Origin of the sequence: Coprococcus sp. AF16-22, from assembly GCF_003461545.1 — a bacterium.
Lineage (GTDB): Bacteria > Bacillota > Clostridia > Lachnospirales > Lachnospiraceae > Coprococcus > Coprococcus aceti.
In genome coordinates, this window is the sequence record NZ_QTXH01000003.1 from 64,121 (window position 1) to 88,691 (window position 24,571).

The following is a 24,571-nucleotide window of genomic DNA, read 5'->3' on the forward strand; positions in this document are numbered from 1 at the left end:
CAGAGACAGTCAATGACATTTTATGGAAAGGATTGAAAGATTATTTAAAACAAATAGGCACAAATCATGTTTTACACAGAAAGGGAACAGCGTCAGGATTTACGCCGTTACTTGATAAAGACGGCAAACCAGTAGTAAGTCAATAGTGCTTCAAACGCGCCTTTGTCTGATGCCAGTTTGTCGAAAGCCCTTTAGGAACGAAAGGGCGCACTTCTATACTCTACTATCGGGAGTATGTGCGTCCTGCGGAGCTTCACTCCCGGTCGGCAGAAGAAAACTGCCCGACCGTGAATGTTTCGTCACTTCGTTCCGTCAAGGTGGCTACACCCCCTTGCGCCGCTAAAGTGGCTATCCACTGTTGACTTATGGAAAAACTGTTACTGTAAAAGTATCAGTGGAAAAAGATAATTCAGGAAAATATGGTCTTTCGGATACAGAGATGAATAAGTTGGAAGCAGCGGTGTTCCCAACAGAATAAGAATGAATGGAAAGCTATCAGAGGAAAAACTGGTAGCTTTCTTTTATCTCCAAGATGAGAAAAGTTCTGGCGATAGTAACGTTTAATTATCGATATTCTTATTTTATTCTTTATCCTTCAGTTTTCTGAGTACAAGTGCTGTTTTTTATCATTCGTAGGCCAGATACCATTTCTTCTATATTCTTTATCAACACTAAAATATAAAGAAATCACATCATCATAAGTCAGTGTTTCTACTGCCAGTGCTGTTTTAGCTCCATCTGTATTATGAAGAATACCAGTAGGTTCATCTGCTCCGGTTCCATTAATAAATGCATTATCCTCAGCTTTTCCAAATGACTTTCCAAGCTTTTGTGTCAGATACTTTTCAATATCAAATCTTGCATCATTTACGAAATCCTCATACAATGTAACGATAGATGCCAGCTTATAGCTTTCAATCGTTTTTTTATTGAAATCTCCGGCACTTTCATATACTGGAATTGCAGCTCCCTCCGCTACAAATTCCGCTTTATCCTTACAATCCTTCGCAAAGATTCTATAACCATTTTTATATGCACGAATAACTGTCGCTATCTTTCTGAAATCAGATTCCTTTTCAATTTCATTCATAACCTTTCCGGCTGCAACAATCGGCATACTGTAAGTGTTATATGTGAGATACTTGCTATCCTGATCAAAAAGAATATATTCTCCCAAGTCAGATGCTTTAAAGTAGAATGTCATTCCACTATCGGCTGTATCTGCCTGCGTTTCATATCCAGCTTTATTTCCAAGCAAGTATTTCCCATTACTGATAGACTTGATTTTAAAATAATGGTTGGCCAGTGAATAAATACTTTGTTCCGAAGAACTTTCTGTTGCTGCATAACAATTACTTGGATATGCAAAACTACCAACAGAAGTTCCAACTAACAACATTGCCAGTAAAAAAATTACTTCTTTTCGTTTCATAGCATCTATCTCCTCTCTTTTAATCTCTTAATTGCATTTTATCTATTTCCGGCATATAATTATATTGATTTATCGTGTTTTATGTCAATTTATCGTGTTTTTGACAGGAGAAATTACCTATGTATAAAATGAAGTCAGACATCAATTTTTCACTCACACATGAAATGTTGGAAAATGCAGAAAATGAACGGATACATACATCTTATGCACAGGAAAAGGCAATTCTCGAATGTGTTTCAAACGGAGATATGCGATGATTAGGTCTGCTAATACAAATGTGGTTGAAAAAAGCAAAACACCAGAATATATAGGAGGCAGGACGAAGGAAGTTAGGACCTCTGGAGACAGAGTTGATCCTGGTGGATATAGGAGGTTAGCTGCCATAGAGGGATGGGTATACACAAGACCAGTAAAACGAAAAACAATGACGTTTTATTTCGTATACCTAAAAACCACTATTTCAGTACCTGATACATCGAAATGTTCATAGCTATGGTTTGTTCGCTGAGATATAAAAGGTTGAGAAACCTTGAATTTTCAATAGAAAACACTTGATTATATGAGGAGGTAAATTTATGGATTACATGGTAGGAGATGAACTTATAGAGGAATTTAGAGACGGTATTTTTGCATTAAGGACTCGAAGATTCGGAACTGTTGCAGAAATTATGGTTAAAAGATTATACGATTTGGATGAATCAGGTTCATTAGCATTTGACAAAAAAGATAGACATTCAAACGAGAGGATAGAAGTGAAATTTTCCACTGTTATGAAAGAGAATGATGATAAGATTCGTGATGATAACGTTATTGATCAGTGTAGAAAAGCAAATTTGGCAAATCGTGCAATGAAATCTTCTGAGACCAACAGATATAGTTTTGACTGCAATATTCAGCAGGTAAAAAGAAAAGAATTTGATTTACTATATTATGGTTTATTTTTTGCTGACAAAATTGAAGTGTATAAAATGACGAGTGATGAAGTACTAGATTGTCCGGGGTATTCAGATAAACAGCATAGAGGGAATGAAGGAGAGGGGCAATTTCATTTAAATGAAAGTAATATAGAATATCACAGACGTAATTTTTTGGAGCGAGTATTAACATATGCAGATCTTTATAATTTATTAGAAGGATAGAAAGGGAGCCAATGCCGGGTTTATGACATTGGCTCTCTTTTGAGATTAAGCTAGGAACTTATTATCTCCATCGACAACTTTCTTTATGATTTCGATTTCGTTTGAATCTAGATTAAATACTTTGGAAACAAGAATGTCCAGTTCATCGTATACTTTTTCTGTTTCCTCTAATTTAAGCCCAGAAATGAGCTTGTCTGTAAGGACTATAATTTCATCTTGTATTGATTCATCTACTGTCGGGATAGGAATATTCTCGATATGTGAGCGCAATACCTTTACTGAATTGAATTCTTTTTTGTAAATGAATTGAGCAATCCTAGAATTGAGTATTGCGAGGACATATCTCATTTTTAGTCCCGGTATTCTAGGAATGACAATATTACAACTGTTAAGCGAAAGAGTTTGTTTATCGTCATAGGCAAATACTAATTGACTGCTTATGAATCGATATAACAATTTTTCGGGAGCACGATACATTTCAGTTGGCGCTATTTGTTGGAAACTTTCTGGCTTAAAGACAATGTAATTGTTGGTTGGATTGATATGGTATTTACTGATATCTGCCCCTTTTAATATCATCTCATTATTTTCGGTCTTTGTGCCAGAAATGTACTCTTTGTTATTGCCAGTAACAATTCCTAATGCAAAATCTGCATTTTCCAATAAATAAGCTGCGTTCTGTGTGTTCCTGATTTTGCTCATTATGTTGTATTCAGTATCTGTTGTAGTAAAGCTAAAATACTCAGAATTTACTTTTCGCTCTGTGTTAATAGTGAAAGATTCAGTACCAGTATTAACATTCATACCTAATGTTGATAGAGCAGAATGTGTACATTGCAAATCTAGTATAATACATGGGCATTGTACACCGTCAAATGCATTGCCAAGAAAATCTAAATTCTTTATTGAGCAATTATCTATGATTATCTTACGAATATCTGTATGCGCCTTAACATTTAAAATTGCTTCTGGGAGCACATATGCTAGGTGACCATTATCTGCAAGATGATTGATGGCTTGCTCAATAAACACATCGTAAGATTCAATATTTTTACCTGTAGTAGACTTATACAAAGTTCTTAGCTTAGATTTATCTTCTTCTGAGAAATCATACCCCCAAGGCGGATTGCCGATAATGTACTGAAAACCCTTTCTTGCGTAATCAGTTAAATAATCTTGTTCGGTTATATGTTCGTAAATGTTTGCAACAGGAACATTATATTTTAATGCCATATTAAGCCTAGTGATTTTTACGCTAGCTGCATCTATATCATTTCCATAAATTGAATCAAATGGAAGATGATCGGGCAATTGTAATAGGAAATTGCCAGTTCCACAACATGGGTCTAGTACCTTTTCTTGTTCTTGAAAAGGAAGTTTGCTAATGAGGGTTTTAACAACTTTTGTAGATGTATAGTAGGAACCGGTAGCTTTTCTGTTTCCGATATTTTTGCAGGATATATATATAAGACCTAGTACATCTTCGTTAGATTCATATACATATTCCATATTAAATAGTAAAGGATTTTCTTTACAAAAGTTTTTAGCTAAATTAGTATCATCAATTAAGTCGTAAATTAAACAATCATATTCGTCTATTGAAATTTCGTTTGAAAGAAATCTTAATAGAAGATTATTGCGCTCATTTACTAGTGTATTATTCTTCGACATGAATAAATGTAGTGCACTGTCTGCAACTAATAGCTGAATCGTTGGAATATCTAAAACAATGTTGTTATCTGATGCTAAAGTCAAAAGTTTTTGCAGAGTTGGTATATTTTTACAATGTTCTGAAACATAAGAATTGTATAGTGAGTTCCCGGATACAAACTTTTTGTTTCTTCTGCTTTTTAAGGCTTTGTTTTCGCCAGATTGAAGTTCGGCACGCAGATTTGCCACATATTTTTTTGAAAAATAAGTAACCCTTTTTTTTGTATATTCAGGGGTGAGTTTGCCTAATTTAATCCAATTTCTACCTGTAGCGGTTGAAATAGATAATTCATCACATAACTCTTTTAACGTTAAATGTTCATCAGAATCAGGAATACCTGATAACCTTTCATCAACTGGTTTAGTGGCATCAGAAGGAATTAGCCAAACTCCGCTTACCATGTTGCACCCCTCGATTCTATTTGTTTCACAGAGCTTCTGTACACGACGCTCAGATAATTCAAATTTCTCGGCGGCTTCTTTTACTGATATATAATCCATGATTACCTCCAAATGTTTTATAATAAATAGTATATACGCAGATGCGAATAAAAACAATATTAATATAAAAATGTATGCTAGGGGGATATGAATCTCTAAAGCAATTGATACTGAAGACCGATGCCCCCCTTCGTGCGAATTTTCGCAGAATTAAACAGGGGGGATACCCGCCAAGGTCGGTTGATGTGAAAATATCCGCTGAATGTCATCACTTTAGCTGATTTTGTTTTGCCGGATAGTAACGAAATACGCAGAAAAAACGTGTAAACAACAGTATAAAAATCACAGTTTTTTTGCGTACATTTTGGCAGAAATATAATCAGAATTGTTTTGCTATTCTGTGCCGTCAGAGTGATATATGTACTACCAAATAAAGAAAGGCGGGTACATATTATGAAGAATGAAATCAGATTCACATTGGAATCAAAGCAGAGACCAAAACTAGCACAGGAGATTGGAAACATACTTGGGACAGCACCGCATTATGAACGGGTACCAAGCTGTGCATATGATATCGCAGGATACCGACTGGACAAAGAGGGTGTATTGCATATCCCGGATGGGACAGAAAAAGAAATAGTGGAAGACCTGATTCGGCAGTTACGGGAACATGGGTTTCAGGACGATATGGAAATAACGGAAGAAGTGCCAGTGCAACAGGATAAGCTGACAATAGCAATTCCGAAAGAGAGCCTTACGGATACGGCATTGGAAAATTTACAGAAGATTATAGTAAATAAGCAGACACTTTTTCAATGTGCATTTCGGATGGACAGCACAGAAATAGAGATTGCTGAGGAAAAAATAAACTTCACATGGTTTCCATACACAACGGATAGCGATGAGATTGCAGCCTACACACAATTTATCTCAAGGCTGTGTGATATGGCAAGAGATGCAAAAAGGGTATCATCAAAGCCGACTGAAACGGACAATGACAAATACGCTTTCTGCTGTTTTCTGCTCAGACTTGGTTTTATTGCAATGCATTGGCAACACCGCTTTAATCATATGGTCGGCAGATACAATGACATTTATCGGGTGCAGATGCCAAACATTACGCCTCATGTATGCAGACACCTATTGCTCCAATATGGCAAAATCGGGAATGAATCCAAAGACATTACAGTACCTCATGGGGCATTCGGATATATCAGTCACAATGAATGTGTACACGCATATTGGATTTGATGACGCTGAGGAAGAATTGAAGAGGATGGAAGAGTTCAGAAAGGCACAGGCGGAGGTTAAGCAGAAGAAAGAGAAACCGATGTCACAGAAGATGTTTAAGGTGGTTTGATATGGAAGATAGGAAACGCTCTGGCTTAGGCTGGGGCGTTTTTTGAGTGGAAAAAATTGCTTATACATATATAATGAAACTGGTGGTTTTCTGCGATTTTAGGGAAATAATATAAAAGATTGGAGTGAAAAGCTTGGTATATAACGAATTTATTAGGTGTGAAGTCTGCGGATGTATAACAAGAATTAGATTGCAGGTTGGATGGCTTGATGAGCATCCTATTGCTGTAACTTGCGGAAAATGTGGTATATCATTAAAAGGAAAAGTAAAGATTGGACAAGATACCTTGGGGCTTAAATTTGAATTTGAAAATGCTGAAAGAGTTAATGCCGCTCCAACAACTATTCCAGATTACGTAGTAGAGTGTTCAGGAGAATTCACAACAATTAAGATGTGTGATGGATGGTGCCTACAGGAAAATTTTATTACACCATTTATAAGATATCAGCAGAAAAGTGGTGATTTTGATAATTATAAGAGTTTTGGAAATAGTGTGAATACGCTAAAACAAACGGCTAGTATATGGCCTCAATATAAACGTGTTTTACAATTGTATAAAGATGGAAATCAAGAATATCTTAAACAAGAGATAAAGAAACTATTTCCAGAAGAATATATTATGTGTAGAAATGAACTTGAAATAATGAGAGCAGTTCGCATGATTGAAGTTCATGGATTCCTGTCACCGCTAAAACCAGTCATATTGGATTTTCCACAAATTGGATCTGATATTCTGAAATTAGATAAAGAAAAAATGAATTGCCTTATAGGATATCTTAATACACACGATGGATATTCGTTAAAACAGATGCAGGAACAGATTAATACTCTATTAGGCGAGTTTATAGTGGCTTATCCTTATTTGATTCCGGCTTTGTCGTTACAATTTTGTGATGAAGGAAGTGTAGATCTTGAAGTGGAGGGAACTACAACAAGTACGTATGAAGATGTAAAGCAGTTTTATTTAGATGCATATGAGACGTTAGGAAATCTTTTGATTATTCCAGCGGCAATTGATAATATAAAAAATAGAGGTGATGCGAACGGTTTTATTGCGAACAATGCAGGAATTGTTTCTTTGGATAAATTTATAGCTGCGACAAAAGCTAATAGATTTCATTTATATAACAAGAATGAACTCTATATGCGTACGATAGATGTAAAGTATAATCAAAAACTTCGGAATGCAATAGGACATAATGATGTTGAGTATGAAACATCAACTCAAAAAATAATATATATTCCAGATCCTAAAAAGAGAGAAAAGAAACTGTCTGAATATCTGCTTGAATTTGAAATTGAAGCATTAAGTATGTTTCAAGCAATTTTGGTTATTTCAGAATACCTTTATAGGTTAAGAGAATTAGAATTGCTTGCTAAAGGGGTAGTGCCTTTGCCGGTTGAATTTCCTATAAAGGAAAGAAAAAAGAAAAAGATTTATCCTAATGAAAAGTGTCCATGTGGCAGTGGACTGAAATATAAAAAATGTCATGGAAGACTCTAAAAATCCTTAGTAGTAATCTTTTATTTTTTACTACCAATTTTACTACTAACAGGTAGTAACAATATGCTCCATTTTGCACTAATTCACCACAATCTGTAATTTCAGAGCATATCACAATAACCCTAGAAACCCTTGCCAAACAAGGGCATTCCGGGGCAAAACAAGGAGAAACAAAACAATGATAAAAATATTATTCATCTGCCACGGCAATATATGCCGTTCCCCCATCTCCGAGTTCGTCCTCAAGGACATGGTAGAAAAGCTCGGCATAGCAGATAAATTTGAGATAGCTTCTGCGGCCACCAGCACTGAGGAGATCTGGGGCGGAAAAGGCAATCCGATATATCCGCCGGCGCAGGAAGTGCTGAGGGCGCATGGCATAGGTAAGACGGCTTATACAGACTTTAGTGGCAAGCGGGCAAGACAGGTTACAAGGCGGGATTATGAATATTATGATTACCTGCTCTGTGCAGATACAGCAAATGTGAGGAACACAATGCGCATAACCGGTCCGGACTACCAGGACAAGATACATTTGCTGCTCGATTATGCGGGAAGATATGGACAATCTATAGCGGATCCGTGGTATACGGGACGATTTGATGAGACATACAGGGATGTGTGTCAGGGATGTGAGGGCTTTCTTGATTATCTCAGGCAAGGCAATAGGTTGTAGATATGTGTTCACACTCTCGAAGGCATGGTTTTATATTGATTTTATATTGCTTGTTTTATATGGCAACACCACAAGAAACGTGATATGATTTACGCGTAAATGCATGAGAGAAAATATGTAAACCACCAACGGAGGGCACACAAATGGAATTATACAAAGGCAGACCGGATACAAATGAAGGACGACTTGAGAGGGAGATCAGAGTTTATGATTTCCTTGATGATCACGGAATAGAGTATTGGCGCACAGATCATGCTCCAGCAGACACAATGGAAGTTTGCAGCGAGATAGATGCGGTGCTTGGGGCAACCATTTGTAAGAATCTGTTTCTGTGCAACAGGCAGAAGACGCAGTTTTATCTGCTCATGATGCCGGGCGACAAGCCGTTCAAGACAAAGGAGATCACATCGCAGATAGGCAGCGCAAGACTTTCATTTGCATCGCCGGAGGATATGGAGAAGTATCTGGATATCAGGCCGGGGGCGGTCAGCGTCATGGGTCTCATGAATGACCATGAGAATCATGTGCAGCTGCTTGTTGACGAGGATGTTATGAAGGGCGAGTATCTTGGATGCCATCCGTGTGTGAACACATCAAGTATGAAGGTCAGGACGGAGGATATATTTGGAAAGTTTCTTGAGGCGGTTCACCACGATATGATCAAGGTGACGCTCACTGGAGAATAGGAGTGGTAAAAATGATGGCAGAGCGAAGAAACGGGGGCAAGCCTCGCAGAGAAGAAAACAATAAAACGAGTGGCAGCGTAAACGAAAGAAAAAGACAGACACATAGCAGAAAGTACGATGTAACAGGTGGAGAGAAACAAATAAAAACAGGAAGCAAAGGTAAAAATGTACAGGGAAAACCGCGGCAGGCACACTCATCACAATATAAGCCCAACCCAAACAGCAAATGCCCTATATCCCATCTGTGCGGTGGCTGTCAGTATGTGGATATGCCATATGAGCAGCAGCTCGCCGAGAAACAGAAGTATATAGATGACCTGCTCAGCGTATTTGGTCCTGTGGACAAGATAATAGGCATGGAGAATCCGTATCACTACAGGAATAAGGTCACTGCGGCATTCAGGAGAATGAAGAGCGGAGAAATAATTTCCGGGGTGTACGAGGAGGGAACACACAATATACTGCCAGTCGAGAACTGTTATGTGGAGGATGAGAAGGCTGCGGCCATCATCAGAACATTTGCCGGACTGATAAAGTCGTTCAAGCTCCAGATATACAACGAGGATACAGGAACCGGACTTATCAGGCATTTGCAGATAAGAGTCGGAAGAAAGACCGGACAGATCATGGTGATCATAGTCACCGCATCGCCGGTATTTCCGTCCAAGAAGAATCTTGCAAATGCACTTGTGACAGCTCATCCGGAGATCACAACGGTTGTCCAGAATATCAACATGAAGGACACGAGCATGGTCATTGGAGACAGGAACCAGGTCATTTACGGCAAGGGGCATATAGAGGATATTCTGTGCGGAAAGCGTTTCCGTATATCATCGGGCAGTTTCTATCAGGTGAATCCGGAGCAGACGGAGGTCCTCTATGGCAAAGCCATCAAGTACGCGGATCTTAAGAAGAAGGAGACCGTGATCGATGCCTACTGCGGTATAGGAACCATAGGCATAGCTGCAAGCGACCGTGCAAAGAAGGTCATAGGCGTGGAGTTGAATGAAGCCGCTGTGCACGATGCCCGGGTGAATGTGAAGATGAACAAGATACAGAATGTTGATATTTACAGCAACGACGCCGGCAGATTTATGGTCGATGTCGCTGAGGAGGGTGACAGCATAGATGTGGTATTCATGGATCCTCCGAGATCTGGAAGTACAGAGGAGTTCATGTCATCGGTCATCACACTTGGACCTAAAAGGGTTGTGTATATATCCTGCGGACCGGAGAGTCTTGCCCGGGATCTGAAATATATGACAAAGCACGGCTATCAGGTAATAAAGATGACCCCTGTGGACATGTTCCCGCTCACCCGAGGGGTAGAGACCGTGGTGCTCCTCACAAGGACGGGTGCGGTACATCGTGGATAAAATTAACAAAAAGCCGGTTCTCTATGAGTGAGAACCGGCTCCGTTTATATAAAATGGAAGGTTTTATCGTAAATTAAATCACGTTACATATATTTGACAAGCTCATCGATGATAGGAGCGTAGTGTTCGCCTTCAAGACCATAGTCTTTTTCTTTGTAGTTCCATGCGGCGCGGCCTATTCCGTACTTTTCAAATACAGAATGGATATCTTTGTACCAGTTCAGAGTTCCGTCAAGTGGTGCCTGATCTATAACACCATATTCGCCGCAGTACATAAATCCGTCTCTTTCTTCAACAGCCTTGATGCCGTCGAGAAACATTTTTTCGAACAAATCAGGTCCGATGGAATTAAGTCCAAGGCTACTCTCGGTGATGGCCCCATGCATACACCCTTCGATCTGGCGGGATTTCTCCATGTAGTCATTGAAATCCCCCGGATATTCGATATGAAAATCTGAAGGCATACCTGTTACCCAGTAAGCAGACTGGTGGGTAAATACCATTGGCTCGTAACAGTGGAAATTGTAAACTATGTTCTCATCGTTGTGATGAGGGAGAAGCTTTATAGATGTAACAGCATTGTAGCCAACCCCACCGAGCAGGATCTTGGCAGTAGGTGCTTTCGCACGGATGATCTCGATGCATTTGCTTGATATTTCGTTCCACTCGTTTACAACGGTCGGACTTACGACCTCGTTCAGCGGCTCGAACATCATTATGTCTGCATCCTTTGCATATCTGTCTATGAGCTTTCTCCATATTCCATAGAATCTTTCCTGAAGAGGTTTCTCATGGAAGAATTCAAGAAGATGAGCCTCGTCGTCAAATATATATCCATATGTCTTGTGCAGATCAAGAACCATATTGAGGTTGTATTTTCTGCACCACTCTATACAAGAGTCGATGTAAGCATAGCCGCCTTCCTTGTCAGTTCCATCCTCGTTTTCAAAATTGTCGTAATCAATAGGAAGACGAACGTGGTCAAGTCCCCATGATGCTATTCTTGCAATATCTTTTTCTGTGATAAATGTGTCAAGATGCTCCTTGTCAAGTGGTCCCTGTGAAAGCCATCCGCCTAAGTTTATACCTTTTTTGAATCCGTCTAAAGTTCTCATAATCTTTAACCTCCTGTGAAATAGTAAAATATATATTGCACTCATTGTCTGTTTCGTTTTCTGTGAGTTTATAGTAGCATTTGCGTTGATAAGAGAATATAATAAATGTGTCAATTATATAATAAATGTGTTGTAGCAATGTAGTTAGGACAACAAATTACAAAAATGTAAATCGCAAATGAAAGTATATGATAAAAATGTGCGATGAAGGAACATGAATATCACAGAGGAAAGGCAGAAAGACAATGAAGATATCGAATGAGATAGTAAAACAGCAGTTTGTCCAGAGGGAATACGGACTGGCACATTCCACATACGACAATGAGCTTGATTTTTATCAGCTTGTGAGCAGCGGTGATGTGAAAGCTTTGTCTGGAATGTTGCTGACAGGCGATGAGGATGAGGCTGTTCTTGCTGCAAGAGGAATATTGTCAGATGACAAGGTTCGCAATAGGAGATATCACGAGATAGTGCTAGTGGCAATGATTTCCAGATTTTGCATAGAAGAGGGGATGGAGGAGATGGAGAGTTACAATCTCAGTGACTTCTATATTAATAAGCTGGACAAGGCGCAGACAGAACGGCAGATCATAGATGTACATAACCAACTGATTATGGACTATGCCAGGCGGATGAAAAAGGTGAAAAAGAAAGCTGCTATATCACCTCATTGTGTAAGGGCGATGGACTATGTGTATGATCATCTGCATGAAAGAATAGAAATTACAGAGATCTCAGAATTTGTGGGAGTGGAACGCTCTTATCTGAGCAAACTATTTCATAAGGAGGTCGGTCAGACAATCTCAGATTACATCATGGAGAAGAAGCTTCAGACTGCCAGAAATATGCTTCTGTATTCAGATTTTTCCTGTACGGAGATATCGCAATATCTGGCATTTGCCAGCGGAAGCTATTTTGCAAAATGCTTCAAGACAAAATATGGATCGACTCCGAATTCATATCGCAGGATAAATTACAGGAAACACTGGAAAGAGGCGAAATCATAGTCTTGTTATGTGCTGGTATAATTGACAACATCTGTCAAAGGTTGTAGAATTACATGAGTTTTATTTGTATATATAAGGAGAATGAATAGCTATGTCATCTTTTAGATTTCATGTGGCTCTCGCAGCCGCAAAACTGAGCAAGGGACTCATCCAGCTCCTGGGTAGGAACGGTACGCATACACCTGGAGTTATCGCCCTGAAGATATGTCCGGATTTCCTGGCACAGGCGCCCAAAGCACCGCTTACGATATGTGTCACAGGAACAAATGGTAAGACCACCTGTAGTAACCTGATAACTGATGTTTTGGAGAAGGATGGAAGAAGAGTTGTCAGCAACAGAACAGGTTCCAATATCGTCCCTGGCTGTACGACAAATGTCATCAACAGCCTTACATTTACGGGAAAGGTCAGAGTGGATGCCACTGTATTTGAGGTGGACGAGCGTGCTTCAAGGCTGATACTTCCATATGTGAAGCCGGATTATCTTGTTGTAACAGGACTTTTCAGAGATTCACTCAAGAGAAATGCTCACCCTGACTATATTTTCAGTGTCATAGATACCTACTGCCCTGATTCTGCAAAGGTTATCCTGAATGCGGACGAGCTTTGCTCAAGCATGTTGAAGAAAGACAGCTACAGAGTGTTCTATGGAATCGGCAAGCAGCCTGATGACAAGACCGAGCCATACAACCTTATCGCGGATTACCAGATCTGCCCTAACTGCGGCGAGAAGCTGAAGTACAATTACCTCAGATATCATCACATCGGCGATGTGGTATGCCCGAAGTGTGGACTTCACTCACCAGACAAGAAGTATCTGGCAACCGACATAGACAGAGAGAAGATGACAATTACTATACAGGAGGGAGACAAGAAGACAGTTTATCCGCTGATCCATACAGCTCTCTTCAATATATATAATGAAGTTACAGTTATCTCGGCACTGCGCGAGATCGGTCTCTCGGCTGAGAGAATCAAGGAACTCATGGGTCAGATCCATATACCGGATTCCCGCCACAACGAGACTACAGTGAATGGTGTTACAGTAATCCAGGCGCTCTCAAAGGGACAGAGTGCGGTTTCTTCATCCAGAACATTTGAGTATGTGGCAAATGAGGAGGGCAAGAAGGCTATCCTCCTTGCGATGGACGATCTTGAGGACAGACAGAAGAGTATAGAGTTCTCAGGCTGGATATACGATCTGGAGTATGAGCAGTTCAACAGGGATGATGTTGTACAGGTCGTCTGCACAGGACCTAGATGCTACGACCACAAGGTGAGATGCTTACTGGCTGGTATCCCTGAGGAGAAGATACTCACAAATCTCAGCGAGGTCGCTGCGGCAGACGATGTGACTATAGATGGTGTTGACAGAATATATATCCTGTACGACTGTGAGAATTACGGAATGTCATGTGAGATGAAGAAGAAGATAATCAAGAGACTGGAGGGTGACAAATAATGAAGATTGAGATTTTATATCCGGAAATATGTACACTCTACGGTGACAAAGGAAATACAATGTACCTGCAGAAATGTCTGCCGGATGCGGAATTTGTGACAACAGGACTTAATGAGAAGCCACTCTTCCTCAAAGAGAATATAGACATGGTGTATATGTGTTCCATGAGCGAGAAGAGCCAGGAGCTCGTGCTTGACAGACTGATGCAGTACAAGGACGAGATCGCAGCATGCATGAAGGATGGAAAGGCGCTTTTCCTTCTGGTTGGCAATTCCATGGAACTCCTTGGTGATTATATCAAGAGAGAGGATGGAACCAGAGTTACAGGACTTGGCGTTGTTCCGGGCATGTACTCAGTCCGCCAGACTCCGAATCGTTTCAACACGCTCATCAAGGCGAAGTTCAACGATATGACACTCATCGGATACACAAGCCGATTTGCCCACACTTACGGAATACCTGATGATATGACATTCTGCAAGGTGGAGATCGGACAGGGCAGCAATCCTGATACCATGAATGAGGGAATCTGCAAGAACAGAGTAATTGCGACATACATTCATGGACCACTGCTCATTCAGAATCCTGATTTTGTACATTATCTGTTGGAAAAACTGGATGCTCCTATGAAAGAGATACCATTTGAGGCAGCTATGCGCAAGGCATATGATGTGAAGCTTGCTGAGTATGGCAAGCCTGATCTGGAGCTGTCATAATATAGAGAATTATAGTGATAATTAAGCCCCGGTGGCCTTTGATATGTACCTGAAATCCAGGACACATGTCAGTATGCTGTCGGGGATTTTATATGTAGTAATGTATAAAACTATACATTTTGTATAGTTATGTAAACCTATTGAAAAGAAAAAGATAATATGTCACAATACAGATGTTGCCACCCCTAGACAGGCTAGGAAAGGGGGGAGCGCAGTGACAGAACGGAGATAAGTAAGTGGTAATCAGCCCAAGGAGTACGTCGCCTTTAAAAGACGGAGAAAACCCCAGTAGCGCCAACTACTGGGGTTTTCGTTATGCTTTTGGGAAAGCATATGTCAGAATTTCTTGTTTCATTGTTGCTGACATTATATCATATGAATTTTACCTTCGCAACATTCATTTTCCTCACATATCTTAATGTTTTTTCAGATGTATCAACTCAAAAGAAAGTAGTATAATGATATCGCAAGAAGGAAAAAGCACGACGCGAAGCGGCATTTGTATTAGTAAATGCGAAGCGGCATTAGTTTCTGTAAATCGGGGTATATTATTCATAAAAACAAATGAAGAGACAATGTGAAAGGAGCAGTGGGTTACATGTTAAAGGACTGGAACAAGCCGGAGCGTCCATCGGATGAGGAGATAGACACTCGGTTAAAGATTGCCAGAGAGAATCTGACACGCAATCAGATCAAGGTAAAGGAAGGCAAGATACCTGTATTTGTCATATTTGAAGGCTGGGGTGCTGCAGGTAAGGGAAGTCTTGTCGGAAGGATCATCAAGAATATGGATCCGAGATTTTTCAACGTTGAGTCAGTGAAATATTCCACAGACGAGGAAAAACGCAGACCATTCCTGTACAAGTATTTTACGAGAATACCGGAACAGGGGGAGTTTGCATTTCTGGATGGTGGCTGGATGAGGGACATAGTAGGTGGCAAGATGTCCGGGGAGCTGTCAGATAAGGAATACCGGAAGAGAGTTGACAGCACCAAGAGATTTGAGAGGACTCTGGCGGACAACGGATATCTGGTCATGAAATTTTTCTTCCAGATAGACAAGCACGAGCAGAAGAAGAGGCTTGAAACACTTTTGGCAGATGATACGACAAACTGGAGAGTGTCTAAGCATGATCTGAAGCAGAACAAAAAGTATGACGAGTATCTTGAGGCATTTGACAGCTTTATGTATGACACCAATCTGTCAAATGCACCGTGGTACATGATAGATGCAAAGGAGAGAAAATGGGCAGAACTTCAGATACTCGATATCATCAATCAGGGAATAGAGACTGCGCTGCTCAATCAGGGGCATGCTGTACCTATACTGCAGAATACATTTGCGCTCAAGAAGATCCCGAAACTTTCCGAGGTGTCTCTCGACAAGAAACTGACGGATGAGGAGTACAAGGAGGAACTTGACAAGCTGCAGAAGAAACTCGGCAGACTGCACAATGAGCTTTACCAGAAGAGGATACCTGTTATCATAGGCTACGAAGGTTGGGATGCGGCAGGTAAAGGTGGAAATATCAAAAGGATAGCGGAGGCACTTGATGCGAGAGGTTATGTGGTAAATCCTATAGCAAGTCCGGAGCCACACGAGAAGGCAAGGCATTTTCTGTGGAGATTTTGGACAAGACTTCCAAAGTCTGGGCATGTGGCTATATTTGACAGAACATGGTATGGCAGAGTCATGGTTGAGCGACTTGAGGGTTTCTGCTCGGAGAATGATTGGCAGCGGGCGTACAATGAGATAAATGAATTTGAGAAGGAACTGCACGACTGGGGAGCTGTAGTCATCAAATTTTGGGTTCAGATCGACAAAGACACGCAGCTTGAGAGATTCACACTCAGGCAGAACACGCCTGAGAAACGCTGGAAGATCACAGATGAGGATTGGCGTAACCGTGACAAATGGGATAGCTACGAGGTGGCGGTGGATGAGATGCTGGAAAAGACCAACACAAGCTTTGCACCTTGGCACATATTGGAGTCAAATGACAAGAAGTATGCCAGAATAAAAGCCCTCAAGATCGTTATCAAGGCGATAGAGGATAAGCTGGAGCAGGTTGAAAAGAATTAAAAATGCATATAGGACTGAGAGTCCATGCTGGAAATAGAACACATAAGGCGGTGATACACAACAGAAGTATCACCGCCTTTTTCAAAAAGGTTTAAGGAAGGAAAAAGTTATTATCAGATTTAATTATTTTCCTTGATGATGGATACTCCAAACGGAGCCAATTCCATTTTGCCATCAAATATATTCTTCGTCTGAATGTCGGTTCCGTGAACTTCAGATATTGTCTGAGGTTCGTTGGTGTTGTTCAGGTAAAATCCATATGCAGTTCCGTCATCTGCATATCTGCAGTGATACTGAACTCCGTCAGGGAGATCTTTTATGGCGATACCGGCGTTCACCATCATCTGCTCCATGATCTCACCGAGTTTACTGTAATCTATTCTTGCAGCCACGTAGTAGGCCTTGCCCTCGCCGTAGCTGTTCACTGTCACTGCTGCATTTCCGGCGTAGAAATCAGAATCGTAGGTTCCAAGTACATCTGCCGTTCCGACTCTCAGGATCTCAGCATAGTCACGGAGTTCGCATGAACTGCCATCTGTGAAGCTCACGCTGTTTCTGTCAGATGGATACAGGGTGTCTATCTCTTCACTGATGATTCCAAATACATCTGCAAGTCCATTTCCCGGGAATCCACCGAGTATACAGAGCTGATCCTTGTCTACATAGCCCGTAAAGTAAGTGGATAGAAGCTGTCCGCCCCTCTTTACAAATGCGGCAAGAGACTCGGCTGCGCCATCTCTCAGCATGTAGAGCATAGGTGCAACAACCACATCGTAATCGTCGAGTGGTTCATCGGATGCAATGACGTCCACGTCAACGCCGCGCTTTGTCAGCTCTTTGTATACAGACATACAGGTCTCAGGATATTTTTTTGATTTCTGCCCCAGAGCCTTGACATCATCTATGGCCCACATATTGTCCCAGTCGAACAGCAGTGCAACCTTTGATCTGATGAGTGTGCCGGTTATCTCGGAGAGCCCATCAAGCTCTGCGCCGAGGGCGGCAACCTCCTTGAATATTCTGGTGTCATTTGTTCCGAGATGGTCAACAACGGCACCATGATACTGTTCAAATGAGCCCCTGCCCTTTCGCCACTGGAAGTACTGAACAGTGTCAGAACCGCAGGCTATAGCGTTGTATGAGAACAGCTTGTGGATGCCCGGTCTTTTGAGTTTGTTATATGGATGCCAATTTACAAGCCCCGGAGCACTCTCCATAAGCATGAAAGGCTTATCCTTCTTCATGGATCTCATGACTGCGTGGTCAAATGTGTTCTGCCCCATGACATCCGCAAGGCTTTCATAGTCGTTGTGGAATCTAGGGTATGAATCCCATGAGATCACATCAAGTTCCTTTGCCATTGGTCTGTAGTCAAGACCATCGTAGAGCTGCATAAAGTTGGTTGTTATAGGTATTTCAGGGGTGAGTTCACGGAGGAGCGTTATCTCTGATTTCATGTAATCGTTCATGTTCCATGTGGTAAATCTCTTCCATTCGAGGTTCAGCCCCATGATACTGAAATCACCATTTTTGTATGGCGGCTCAATCTGTGAGAAGCTGTTGTATGAGTGACTCCAGAAGGTGGTCCACCATGCTTTGTTCAGCTTGTTTATGTCGTGGTCGAACTTCTCTGCGAGGTAATTCTGAAATCTTTTCACACAGAGACGGCAGTAGCACTCGCCACCAAGCTCATTTGACACATGCCACATGATGAGTCCCGGATGGTTTCCCACATGGGCGTGGAGCTGACGGATGATATTGGCAACTTTTTCTCTGTATACAGGTGAGCTCATGCAGTGGTTCTCACGGACGCCCTGATGTTCCCTGACGTCATATGAATCCACACGCCTGATCTCAGGATACTTCTGTGCCATCCATGCCGGTTTGCCGCCCGATGGCGTGGCAAGAACGGTGTAAATGCCTGCATTATACAGGTTGTCCATAACATCCTTCAGCCAGTCAAAATGGTATTCGCCCTCAACAGGCTCATATGCTGACCATGAAAATACACCAAGAGTAGCGGAAGTCATTCCTGCCTCCTTCATCATCTCGATATCCTTTGCCAGAATATCAGGGCGGTCAAGCCACTGTTCAGCATTGTAATCACCGCCGTGTAGTATTCCGTTTATCTGTGGAAAAAGCTTGTTTTTGTTCATTTATCTGTCATCTCCTATAAATAAAGGTAATGTGCTCTATGTGATCTGTTTTTAGTGTAGAATATATGCGCAAACGGTTGCACAGCTTGCTATTTAAAGGTAGCACAAATAGACAAATAATTCAATTGTAATTTGACAATACATTTCAATTTGTGCAAAATATACAAAATATATACACTGCCATTCATCAGGACAATATTGTATATAATTAAGAAAAACGGCTTGAAATAAGAGATATAGTTGCTTATGATTAAGATATCATGAATTGCTCAAAGTTGCGCAATTTGTCAATTCCTACAAGATGTACAAAAGTGAGGTAAAAAGCTATCGAACAGTGTCAAAAATCTATATAATAAAAGTATTGAGGGATGAACGGAAATATAAGGTTGGAACGTATCGTTTAAGGAGGAGTTTTATGATAAAAAAGAGGAAATCATATAGAGTGGTGGCAGGCAGTATAAGGTCTGAGTTGTTAAGGGAGCTGAGCAGAAAAATCTGTATCGGTGCCTTGGCATTTTCAGCGGCGGTTGTGCTATTGCCAGGCGGTAAAGTGGGAGCATATGCATCTGATCAGACACGGGTAAGTTCAGATGAGAGTCAGGTTACGGTAGGGTATGATGATCTGGACGACACTTTGCAGAAAGGCGGACTTGGCGTTGTCGTTGAGCAGCAGGATGGTGCGGCTTCACTGGCATCTACATATGATGCAACAGCACTTGAGAAGCTTATTGTTGAAGGAATCAAGGCATGGCAGACGAGTATAGATGTATCGGAACTTGGCCTTACGAGAGACGATATTAATAACGGGGCAGTAAGATCTATTATCAATTCTCATCCCGAGTTTATCAGTCTATCGGGAGGCTATACATATTGGACTTCTGGCTCTTCAATCACCAAAATAGCATTTACATATTTGACAAATGCAAAGGAGGAGCAGCAGGAGCTTGATGCTGCACTTCAGGAAGTCAAGAGTAAGATAGATACCAGTGGAATGAGCGATGAAGAGATAGTACTTGCATATCATGAGTATCTCACATCCACAGTTGCATATGCATATGAGGATTATTTCAATGGAACGATTGCTGCAAATCACGGGTACGATATGTATGGAGCTTTGGTTAAACATAGTTGTGTGTGTCAGGGATATGCCGAGACTATGTTTTATCTGCTAAGAGAGGCTGGTCTTTCATGTGCAATCGCATCAAGTGAAAATATCAATCACGCGTGGAACATAGTTAAGATACATGGAAAATGGTATCACATAGATGCAACTTGGGACGATCCGGTGTGGGATATGCCTGGAAGATCATATCATGATTATTTCCTTGTCAGCTTTGATACAATGAATAAGAATACACTCATCAACCATACTAAGGACAGAACGGATATGGTTGTCAGTGCACAGTGGGGAGATACATATACGACAGCGGTGGACACCACTTATGAGAGTGGTAAGTTCTGGAATGGTATTGAGAAAGCTATTTTTTATAAAGACGGTTATTGGTACAGCATAAGTGAGGGCAGTTCGAAAACATCATTTAACATAAATAAGTACCAGTATTCGACTAACATAAACAAGGTTTTGTATTCGGGCACTGCAAAATGGACAACTCCGAGTGGTGGGTATTATCCTGGTGTTTATAGTTCAATATATCTCCGAGGTGATAATTTATATTTTACTACTCCGGATAGCTTGAACAAGATAGATATAACATCGACAAATGTAATTCCTACAGAGCTTATAAATATACGAACACAGTATAATAGTTCAACAGGAAATAATTTATATGCGTTTGGAGAACAGTATGGTAAGCTGGTGTATTTTATTACAGATTCTCCTAATATAAAGAAAACTAAGGATTCAAGCAATTCAAGCAAGTATAACAAGGAGTATGCCGAGTATACATTCGAGATGTGCATAAGCCACAAGTGGGATGCTGGAGTGGTGACAAAGGAGCCGACCTACACAAGTACAGGAACCAAGAAGTACACCTGTACAAACTGCGGTGAGACCAAGATCGAAACGATAGCCAAACTTGTATGTACGAGCCACGTGTGGGATAGCGGCAAGGTTGTGACAGCGCCGACATACAAGACAGAGGGAACCAAAAAGTATACGTGTAAGAATTGCGGAACAACCAAGACCGAAACGATAGCCAAGCTGGTATGTACAAAGCATGCATGGGATGCCGGAGTAGTGACAATACAGCCAACATACAAGACAGAGGGAACAAGAAAGTACACCTGTACAAACTGTGGCGAGACAAAGACCGAGACTATAGCTAAGCTTGTATGTACAGATCATGCATGGGATGCCGGAGTAGTGATAAAACAGCCAACATACAAGACAGAGGGAACCAAGAAGTACACCTGTACAAACTGTGGCGAGACAAAGACCGAGACTATAGCCAAGCTTGTATGTACAAATCATGCATGGGATGCCGGAGTAGTAGTTACAGCACCTACGTATACAAGCACAGGTACAAAGAAATATACATGTGAGAACTGTGGCGAGACAAAGACAGACATAATCGGGAAAATTGGTTGCACAAACCATGCATGGGATGCCGGAGTAATTGTAACAGCACCTACGTATACAAACACAGGTACAAAGAAATATACATGTGAGAACTGTGGCGAGACAAAGACTGAGACTATAGCCAGGCTTGTATGTACAAATCAAGCATGGGATGCCGGAGTAGTGACAAAACAGCCAACATACAAGACAGAGGGAACCAGGAAGTACACCTGTACAAACTGTGGCGAGACAAAGACAGAGCTTGTGGACAAACTGGTGTGCACCGAGCATGCATGGGATGCCGGAGTAATGACAAAACAGCCAACATACAAGACAGAGGGAACCAGAAAGTACACCTGTACAAACTGTGGCGAGACAAAGACCGAGACTATAGCCAAGCTTGTATGTACGACCCATGCATGGGATAATGGAACGGTTACTAAGAAAGCTACATATACAGCTACAGGAGTCAGGAAATATACGTGCAAGACATGTGGCGCAGCAAAGCAGGTCACAATTGCAAGGCTGAAGCTTGCGAAGGTAACCGTAAAGTCTGCACAGCAGGCCGGCGCGATAAAGCTTACCTGGAATAAAGCGTCAGGGGCATCTGGTTACAAGCTATACAGGAGAACCGCCAAGGGAAGATATGTATGTATCAAGACAGTCAAGTCGGGAACGACAAGCTATGTAGACAAGACAGTCAAGTCAGGAAACAGGTATTACTACTGTGTAAAGGCATATAATGGAAATGTACTCAGTGGATATACAGAGGCAAGTATTCTCTACATCAAGGCTCCGGTTGTCACGGTCAGGAAGTCAGCACAGGGAGTGAAACTTTCCTGGAAAAAGTCTGCCGGTGCAAAAAAATACATTGTGTATAGAAAGACACCAACAGGCAAATACAGGGCAGTCAAGACTGTAACAGCGAAAACTCTCAGTTGGACAGACAAAACGGCAAAGAAGGGTCAGACTTATTATTACATTGTGAAGGCAGTGAATAATAAGACATACAGTGCAGCGTCACCGCAGAAGAGAATAAAAAGGTAGATGCTTACTGCGTAATTATAAGGGAGAAAAAGAATGAAATATGAAAATGTAAGACTCACAGAAGCTGTGCGGCGTATCAGGATGATATTTGTGGTGGGCGTCATCGCTGCGTGTGTGCTGTACGGCGGAAAAATACCAGCATTTGCGGAAGATACTCAGGAACAGTATGACTCATCACAGAGCAGCTATGGTCAGTTGCTTGAGCAGGAGGGCGATACTTCAGGTATCCTGCAATTTGGCGGACAGATAATAGAAGATGAAGCATCGGATTCATCGGAAGCGTCACTGGCAGCGGCAAATTCAAAGAAATATGAGAGTGCCATTGTCGGCGCTGTGGAGAAATTTTCACCGAGACTCAATGTAAAGAGCTGGGGATTGACCACACGAAATGTTGCAAATGTAGTCACAACCGCAATGAATGCGCATCCCGAGGTCGTGTATGTGGCAAGATACAGTTATCTGTATGACCAGACCACAGGAAAGGTCGTGTATCTGAAGTTCTCATACAAGCCAAATGCCCGAACCGAAAAGAAGCAGTTGGATGCAGCCATAGCGGAAGTGAACAAGCAGATAAATACAAAGAACATGAAGCCGGCAGAGATCGTGCTTGCATATCATGAGTTCCTGACATCCACAGTTGCATATGACACCAGCGGGGCTAAGGAATTTGATTCAACAACCGGAAGAGACCACATGTATGATATGTATGGTGTATTGGTTAAGAGGAGCAGCGTGTGTCAGGGATATGCGGAGACCATGTGGTATTTCCTCAGGAAAGCCGGGGTTCCGTGTGGAGTTGCCACAAGCCAGTATGTAAACCATGCGTGGAATGTTGTAAATATAGGTGGAAAGTGGTATCACGTTGACGCAACCTGGGATGATCCCGCAAGTGATATACCGGGAAGGTCGATGCATGATTATTTCCTTGTAAGCTTTGACACCCTGAACAGTAAGACTAAGGCCGCCAGCAGCGATTATTATCTTGGCAGATATGACACAAAGGTGGGAAATGTATGGAAGGGAACATACAGCAATGCCACGGATAAGCGATATGAAAAAGGCCAGTTCTGGAATGGCGTTGAGAAGGTAATCTTTTATAGAAAGGGCTACTGGTACAGCATAAAGCAGGGCAGCCAGTCATCATACTATCAGATAAACAAGTACAGCTTCACCAACGGTGTAAATACAACGATATTTACCGGGCAGGATGAATGGCTGGATACAGATGGTACGGCACTTAACAAACAGTATGGAACACTGTTCCTTGCACAGGAAAAGCTCTATTTCTGCACATCGAGATATGTTGCATGGATAGATCTTGAGGTAAATGAGCGCAAGGCGTGGGCTATATATGACATAAGACAGAAGTATGTATCAGGTGTAAACATATATGGAATGGGATATTACGGAAATGATGTTGTGATCTGGGTTTCCGACACTCCATCCTGTACAAGAAAGGACGCTTATTATCTCGGAGCATGTATGAGCCACAAATGGCAGGCGGGAGAGGTTACAAAACAGCCGACATTCACATCCCAGGGATCGCAGAAGTACAAATGCAGCAACTGCGGATATACCAAGAATGTCACACTTGACAAATTGAAGCTTGCGACGGTGACGGTCAAAACGAAGAATACAGGTAAGGGAATAAGCCTCACCTGGAATACCGATTCAAGAGCCACCGGTTATAAGGTATACAGACGCATAGGCAAGGGTGCATACAGACTTATAAAGACAGTGAAGGGAAGCTCTGTGAGATCAATGGTAGACAGATCTGTTGTAGGAGGAAAGACCTACACATACAGAGTATCGGCATACAACAGCTATACAAAGGGCGGCTCCAAGGCAAAGAGCCAGTATTATATAGGTTGCACGACCGCAAGAGCAAAGAATACCTCACAGGGAGTAAGAGTCTCCTGGAAGAAGACAAAGGGAGCCGCCGGCTATAAGATATACAAAAAGACAGGCAGCGGCAGATTTAAATGTGTGAAGGTTGTGAAAGCAAAGACCAGAACATATCTTGACCGCCGTGTGAAGTCAGGAACAAAGTACACATACTTTGTAAAACCATACAAAGGAAAGACGGCAGGAACCTACAAGAAGGCTAGTGTCAAGTACAGATAAAAAGTAAATAGAGCGCGTA

Annotated in this window: 18 protein-coding genes and 1 pseudogene; 15 read left to right on the plus strand and 4 right to left on the minus strand. The window is 41.5% G+C overall.

Going from position 1 to position 24,571, the window contains the following annotated elements; translation table 11 throughout:
- Positions 1 to 32 precede the first annotated feature (32 nt).
- The gene (locus DWW60_RS13990; protein ID WP_243002919.1) at positions 33 to 146 is read left to right on the plus strand and encodes a DUF6440 family protein; all 114 of its coding nucleotides are present in this window, start codon (positions 33 to 35) and stop codon (positions 144 to 146) included.
- 449 nt (positions 147 to 595) lie between these two features.
- Here the strand turns inward: DWW60_RS13990 and DWW60_RS04615 are convergent, their stop codons facing one another.
- Complete coding sequence (locus DWW60_RS04615) at positions 596 to 1,432, minus strand: phage major capsid protein (RefSeq protein WP_117874490.1); 837 nt, start codon at positions 1,430 to 1,432, stop codon at positions 596 to 598.
- A 119-nt stretch (positions 1,433 to 1,551) separates the two neighbouring features.
- Between DWW60_RS04615 and DWW60_RS13385 the strand changes: the two genes are divergently transcribed.
- The 3 genes from DWW60_RS13385 to DWW60_RS04625 all read left to right on the plus strand — a co-directional run bounded on the left by DWW60_RS13385 (position 1,552) and on the right by DWW60_RS04625 (position 2,571).
- Positions 1,552 to 1,689: a hypothetical protein gene (locus DWW60_RS13385; protein WP_158565877.1), complete on the plus strand. Its 138-nt coding sequence runs from the start codon at positions 1,552 to 1,554 to the stop codon at positions 1,687 to 1,689.
- Positions 1,686 to 1,922, plus strand: coding sequence for a hypothetical protein (locus tag DWW60_RS04620; protein WP_117874491.1), 237 nt, complete (start codon positions 1,686 to 1,688; stop codon positions 1,920 to 1,922). Before DWW60_RS13385 ends, DWW60_RS04620 begins: the two co-directional genes overlap by 4 nt.
- A gap of 85 nt (positions 1,923 to 2,007) precedes the next feature.
- Positions 2,008 to 2,571, plus strand: a complete 564-nt coding sequence (locus DWW60_RS04625; RefSeq protein WP_117874492.1) for a hypothetical protein — start codon at positions 2,008 to 2,010, stop codon at positions 2,569 to 2,571.
- A 45-nt stretch (positions 2,572 to 2,616) separates the two neighbouring features.
- Here DWW60_RS04625 and DWW60_RS04630 read toward each other — a convergent pair whose 3' ends face one another.
- A complete protein-coding gene (locus tag DWW60_RS04630) occupies positions 2,617 to 4,782 on the minus strand; it encodes a TaqI-like C-terminal specificity domain-containing protein (protein ID WP_117874493.1) in 2,166 nt (721 codons plus the stop codon).
- Between the two features lie 978 nt (positions 4,783 to 5,760).
- On the opposite strand from DWW60_RS04630, the pseudogene DWW60_RS13995 reads away from it, so the two are divergent.
- The 5 genes and pseudogenes from DWW60_RS13995 to rlmD all read left to right on the plus strand — a co-directional run.
- Positions 5,761 to 6,082, plus strand: a pseudogene (locus DWW60_RS13995) (tyrosine-type recombinase/integrase); the annotation flags it as partial.
- A gap of 133 nt (positions 6,083 to 6,215) precedes the next feature.
- Positions 6,216 to 7,586: a YecA family protein gene (locus DWW60_RS04640; protein WP_117874494.1), complete on the plus strand. Its 1,371-nt coding sequence runs from the start codon at positions 6,216 to 6,218 to the stop codon at positions 7,584 to 7,586.
- A gap of 178 nt (positions 7,587 to 7,764) precedes the next feature.
- Positions 7,765 to 8,262 carry a low molecular weight protein-tyrosine-phosphatase gene (locus tag DWW60_RS04645; protein WP_117874495.1) on the plus strand — a complete coding sequence of 166 codons (498 nt, stop codon included), beginning with the start codon at positions 7,765 to 7,767 and terminating at the stop codon, positions 8,260 to 8,262.
- A gap of 143 nt (positions 8,263 to 8,405) precedes the next feature.
- Positions 8,406 to 8,948 (plus strand): prolyl-tRNA synthetase associated domain-containing protein, encoded by a 543-nt coding sequence (locus DWW60_RS04650; RefSeq protein ID WP_055147481.1) that lies wholly within the window; start codon positions 8,406 to 8,408, stop codon positions 8,946 to 8,948.
- Between the two features lie 11 nt (positions 8,949 to 8,959).
- Positions 8,960 to 10,324 (plus strand): 23S rRNA (uracil(1939)-C(5))-methyltransferase RlmD, encoded by a 1,365-nt coding sequence (rlmD, locus tag DWW60_RS04655; RefSeq protein WP_117874496.1) that lies wholly within the window; start codon positions 8,960 to 8,962, stop codon positions 10,322 to 10,324.
- Between the two features lie 83 nt (positions 10,325 to 10,407).
- Here the strand turns inward: rlmD and DWW60_RS04660 are convergent, their stop codons facing one another.
- On the minus strand, positions 10,408 to 11,439 hold the full coding sequence (locus DWW60_RS04660) for a glycoside hydrolase family 5 protein (RefSeq protein ID WP_117874497.1): 1,032 nt from the start codon (positions 11,437 to 11,439) through the stop codon (positions 10,408 to 10,410).
- Between the two features lie 245 nt (positions 11,440 to 11,684).
- On the opposite strand from DWW60_RS04660, the gene DWW60_RS04665 reads away from it, so the two are divergent.
- The 4 genes from DWW60_RS04665 to pap all read left to right on the plus strand — a co-directional run bounded on the left by DWW60_RS04665 (position 11,685) and on the right by pap (position 16,707).
- Entirely contained in the window at positions 11,685 to 12,446 is a 762-nt protein-coding gene (locus tag DWW60_RS04665) for a helix-turn-helix transcriptional regulator (RefSeq protein WP_015533664.1), read from the plus strand.
- Positions 12,447 to 12,537: 91 nt separating this feature from the next.
- Positions 12,538 to 13,908: a Mur ligase family protein gene (locus tag DWW60_RS04670; RefSeq protein ID WP_117874498.1), complete on the plus strand. Its 1,371-nt coding sequence runs from the start codon at positions 12,538 to 12,540 to the stop codon at positions 13,906 to 13,908.
- Entirely contained in the window at positions 13,908 to 14,624 is a 717-nt protein-coding gene (locus tag DWW60_RS04675; RefSeq protein ID WP_022215872.1) for a glutamine amidotransferase, read from the plus strand. The genes DWW60_RS04670 and DWW60_RS04675 overlap by 1 nt, the downstream gene beginning before the upstream one ends.
- Positions 14,625 to 15,222: 598 nt before the next feature.
- Positions 15,223 to 16,707 carry a polyphosphate:AMP phosphotransferase gene (pap, locus tag DWW60_RS04680; protein WP_117874499.1) on the plus strand — a complete coding sequence of 495 codons (1,485 nt, stop codon included), beginning with the start codon at positions 15,223 to 15,225 and terminating at the stop codon, positions 16,705 to 16,707.
- 119 nt (positions 16,708 to 16,826) lie between these two features.
- Here pap and DWW60_RS04685 read toward each other — a convergent pair whose 3' ends face one another.
- Positions 16,827 to 18,863, minus strand: a complete 2,037-nt coding sequence (locus DWW60_RS04685) for a beta-galactosidase (protein WP_117874500.1) — start codon at positions 18,861 to 18,863, stop codon at positions 16,827 to 16,829.
- Positions 18,864 to 19,278: 415 nt separating this feature from the next.
- Between DWW60_RS04685 and DWW60_RS04690 the strand changes: the two genes are divergently transcribed.
- The gene (locus DWW60_RS04690) at positions 19,279 to 22,428 is read left to right on the plus strand and encodes a transglutaminase domain-containing protein (protein WP_117874501.1); all 3,150 of its coding nucleotides are present in this window, start codon (positions 19,279 to 19,281) and stop codon (positions 22,426 to 22,428) included.
- A 33-nt stretch (positions 22,429 to 22,461) separates the two neighbouring features.
- The gene (locus DWW60_RS04695; protein ID WP_117874502.1) at positions 22,462 to 24,552 is read left to right on the plus strand and encodes a fibronectin type III domain-containing protein; all 2,091 of its coding nucleotides are present in this window, start codon (positions 22,462 to 22,464) and stop codon (positions 24,550 to 24,552) included.
- Positions 24,553 to 24,571 lie beyond the last annotated feature (19 nt).

Excerpts from the sequence above, each read along its gene's own strand:
- DWW60_RS04615 (WP_117874490.1), bottom strand. The coding sequence starts at position 1,432 with ATGAAACGAAAAGAAGTAATTTTTTTACTGGCAATGTTGTTAGTTGGA.
- DWW60_RS13385 (WP_158565877.1), top strand. The coding sequence starts at position 1,552 with ATGTATAAAATGAAGTCAGACATCAATTTTTCACTCACACATGAAATG.
- DWW60_RS04620 (WP_117874491.1), top strand. The coding sequence starts at position 1,686 with ATGATTAGGTCTGCTAATACAAATGTGGTTGAAAAAAGCAAAACACCA.
- DWW60_RS04625 (WP_117874492.1), top strand. The coding sequence starts at position 2,008 with ATGGATTACATGGTAGGAGATGAACTTATAGAGGAATTTAGAGACGGT.
- DWW60_RS04630 (WP_117874493.1), bottom strand. The coding sequence starts at position 4,782 with ATGGATTATATATCAGTAAAAGAAGCCGCCGAGAAATTTGAATTATCT.
- DWW60_RS04645 (WP_117874495.1), top strand. The coding sequence starts at position 7,765 with ATGATAAAAATATTATTCATCTGCCACGGCAATATATGCCGTTCCCCC.
- DWW60_RS04650 (WP_055147481.1), top strand. The coding sequence starts at position 8,406 with ATGGAATTATACAAAGGCAGACCGGATACAAATGAAGGACGACTTGAG.
- rlmD (WP_117874496.1), top strand. The coding sequence starts at position 8,960 with ATGATGGCAGAGCGAAGAAACGGGGGCAAGCCTCGCAGAGAAGAAAAC.
- DWW60_RS04660 (WP_117874497.1), bottom strand. The coding sequence starts at position 11,439 with ATGAGAACTTTAGACGGATTCAAAAAAGGTATAAACTTAGGCGGATGG.
- DWW60_RS04665 (WP_015533664.1), top strand. The coding sequence starts at position 11,685 with ATGAAGATATCGAATGAGATAGTAAAACAGCAGTTTGTCCAGAGGGAA.
- DWW60_RS04670 (WP_117874498.1), top strand. The coding sequence starts at position 12,538 with ATGTCATCTTTTAGATTTCATGTGGCTCTCGCAGCCGCAAAACTGAGC.
- DWW60_RS04675 (WP_022215872.1), top strand. The coding sequence starts at position 13,908 with ATGAAGATTGAGATTTTATATCCGGAAATATGTACACTCTACGGTGAC.
- pap (WP_117874499.1), top strand. The coding sequence starts at position 15,223 with ATGTTAAAGGACTGGAACAAGCCGGAGCGTCCATCGGATGAGGAGATA.
- DWW60_RS04685 (WP_117874500.1), bottom strand. The coding sequence starts at position 18,863 with ATGAACAAAAACAAGCTTTTTCCACAGATAAACGGAATACTACACGGC.
- DWW60_RS04690 (WP_117874501.1), top strand. The coding sequence starts at position 19,279 with ATGATAAAAAAGAGGAAATCATATAGAGTGGTGGCAGGCAGTATAAGG.
- DWW60_RS04695 (WP_117874502.1), top strand. The coding sequence starts at position 22,462 with ATGAAATATGAAAATGTAAGACTCACAGAAGCTGTGCGGCGTATCAGG.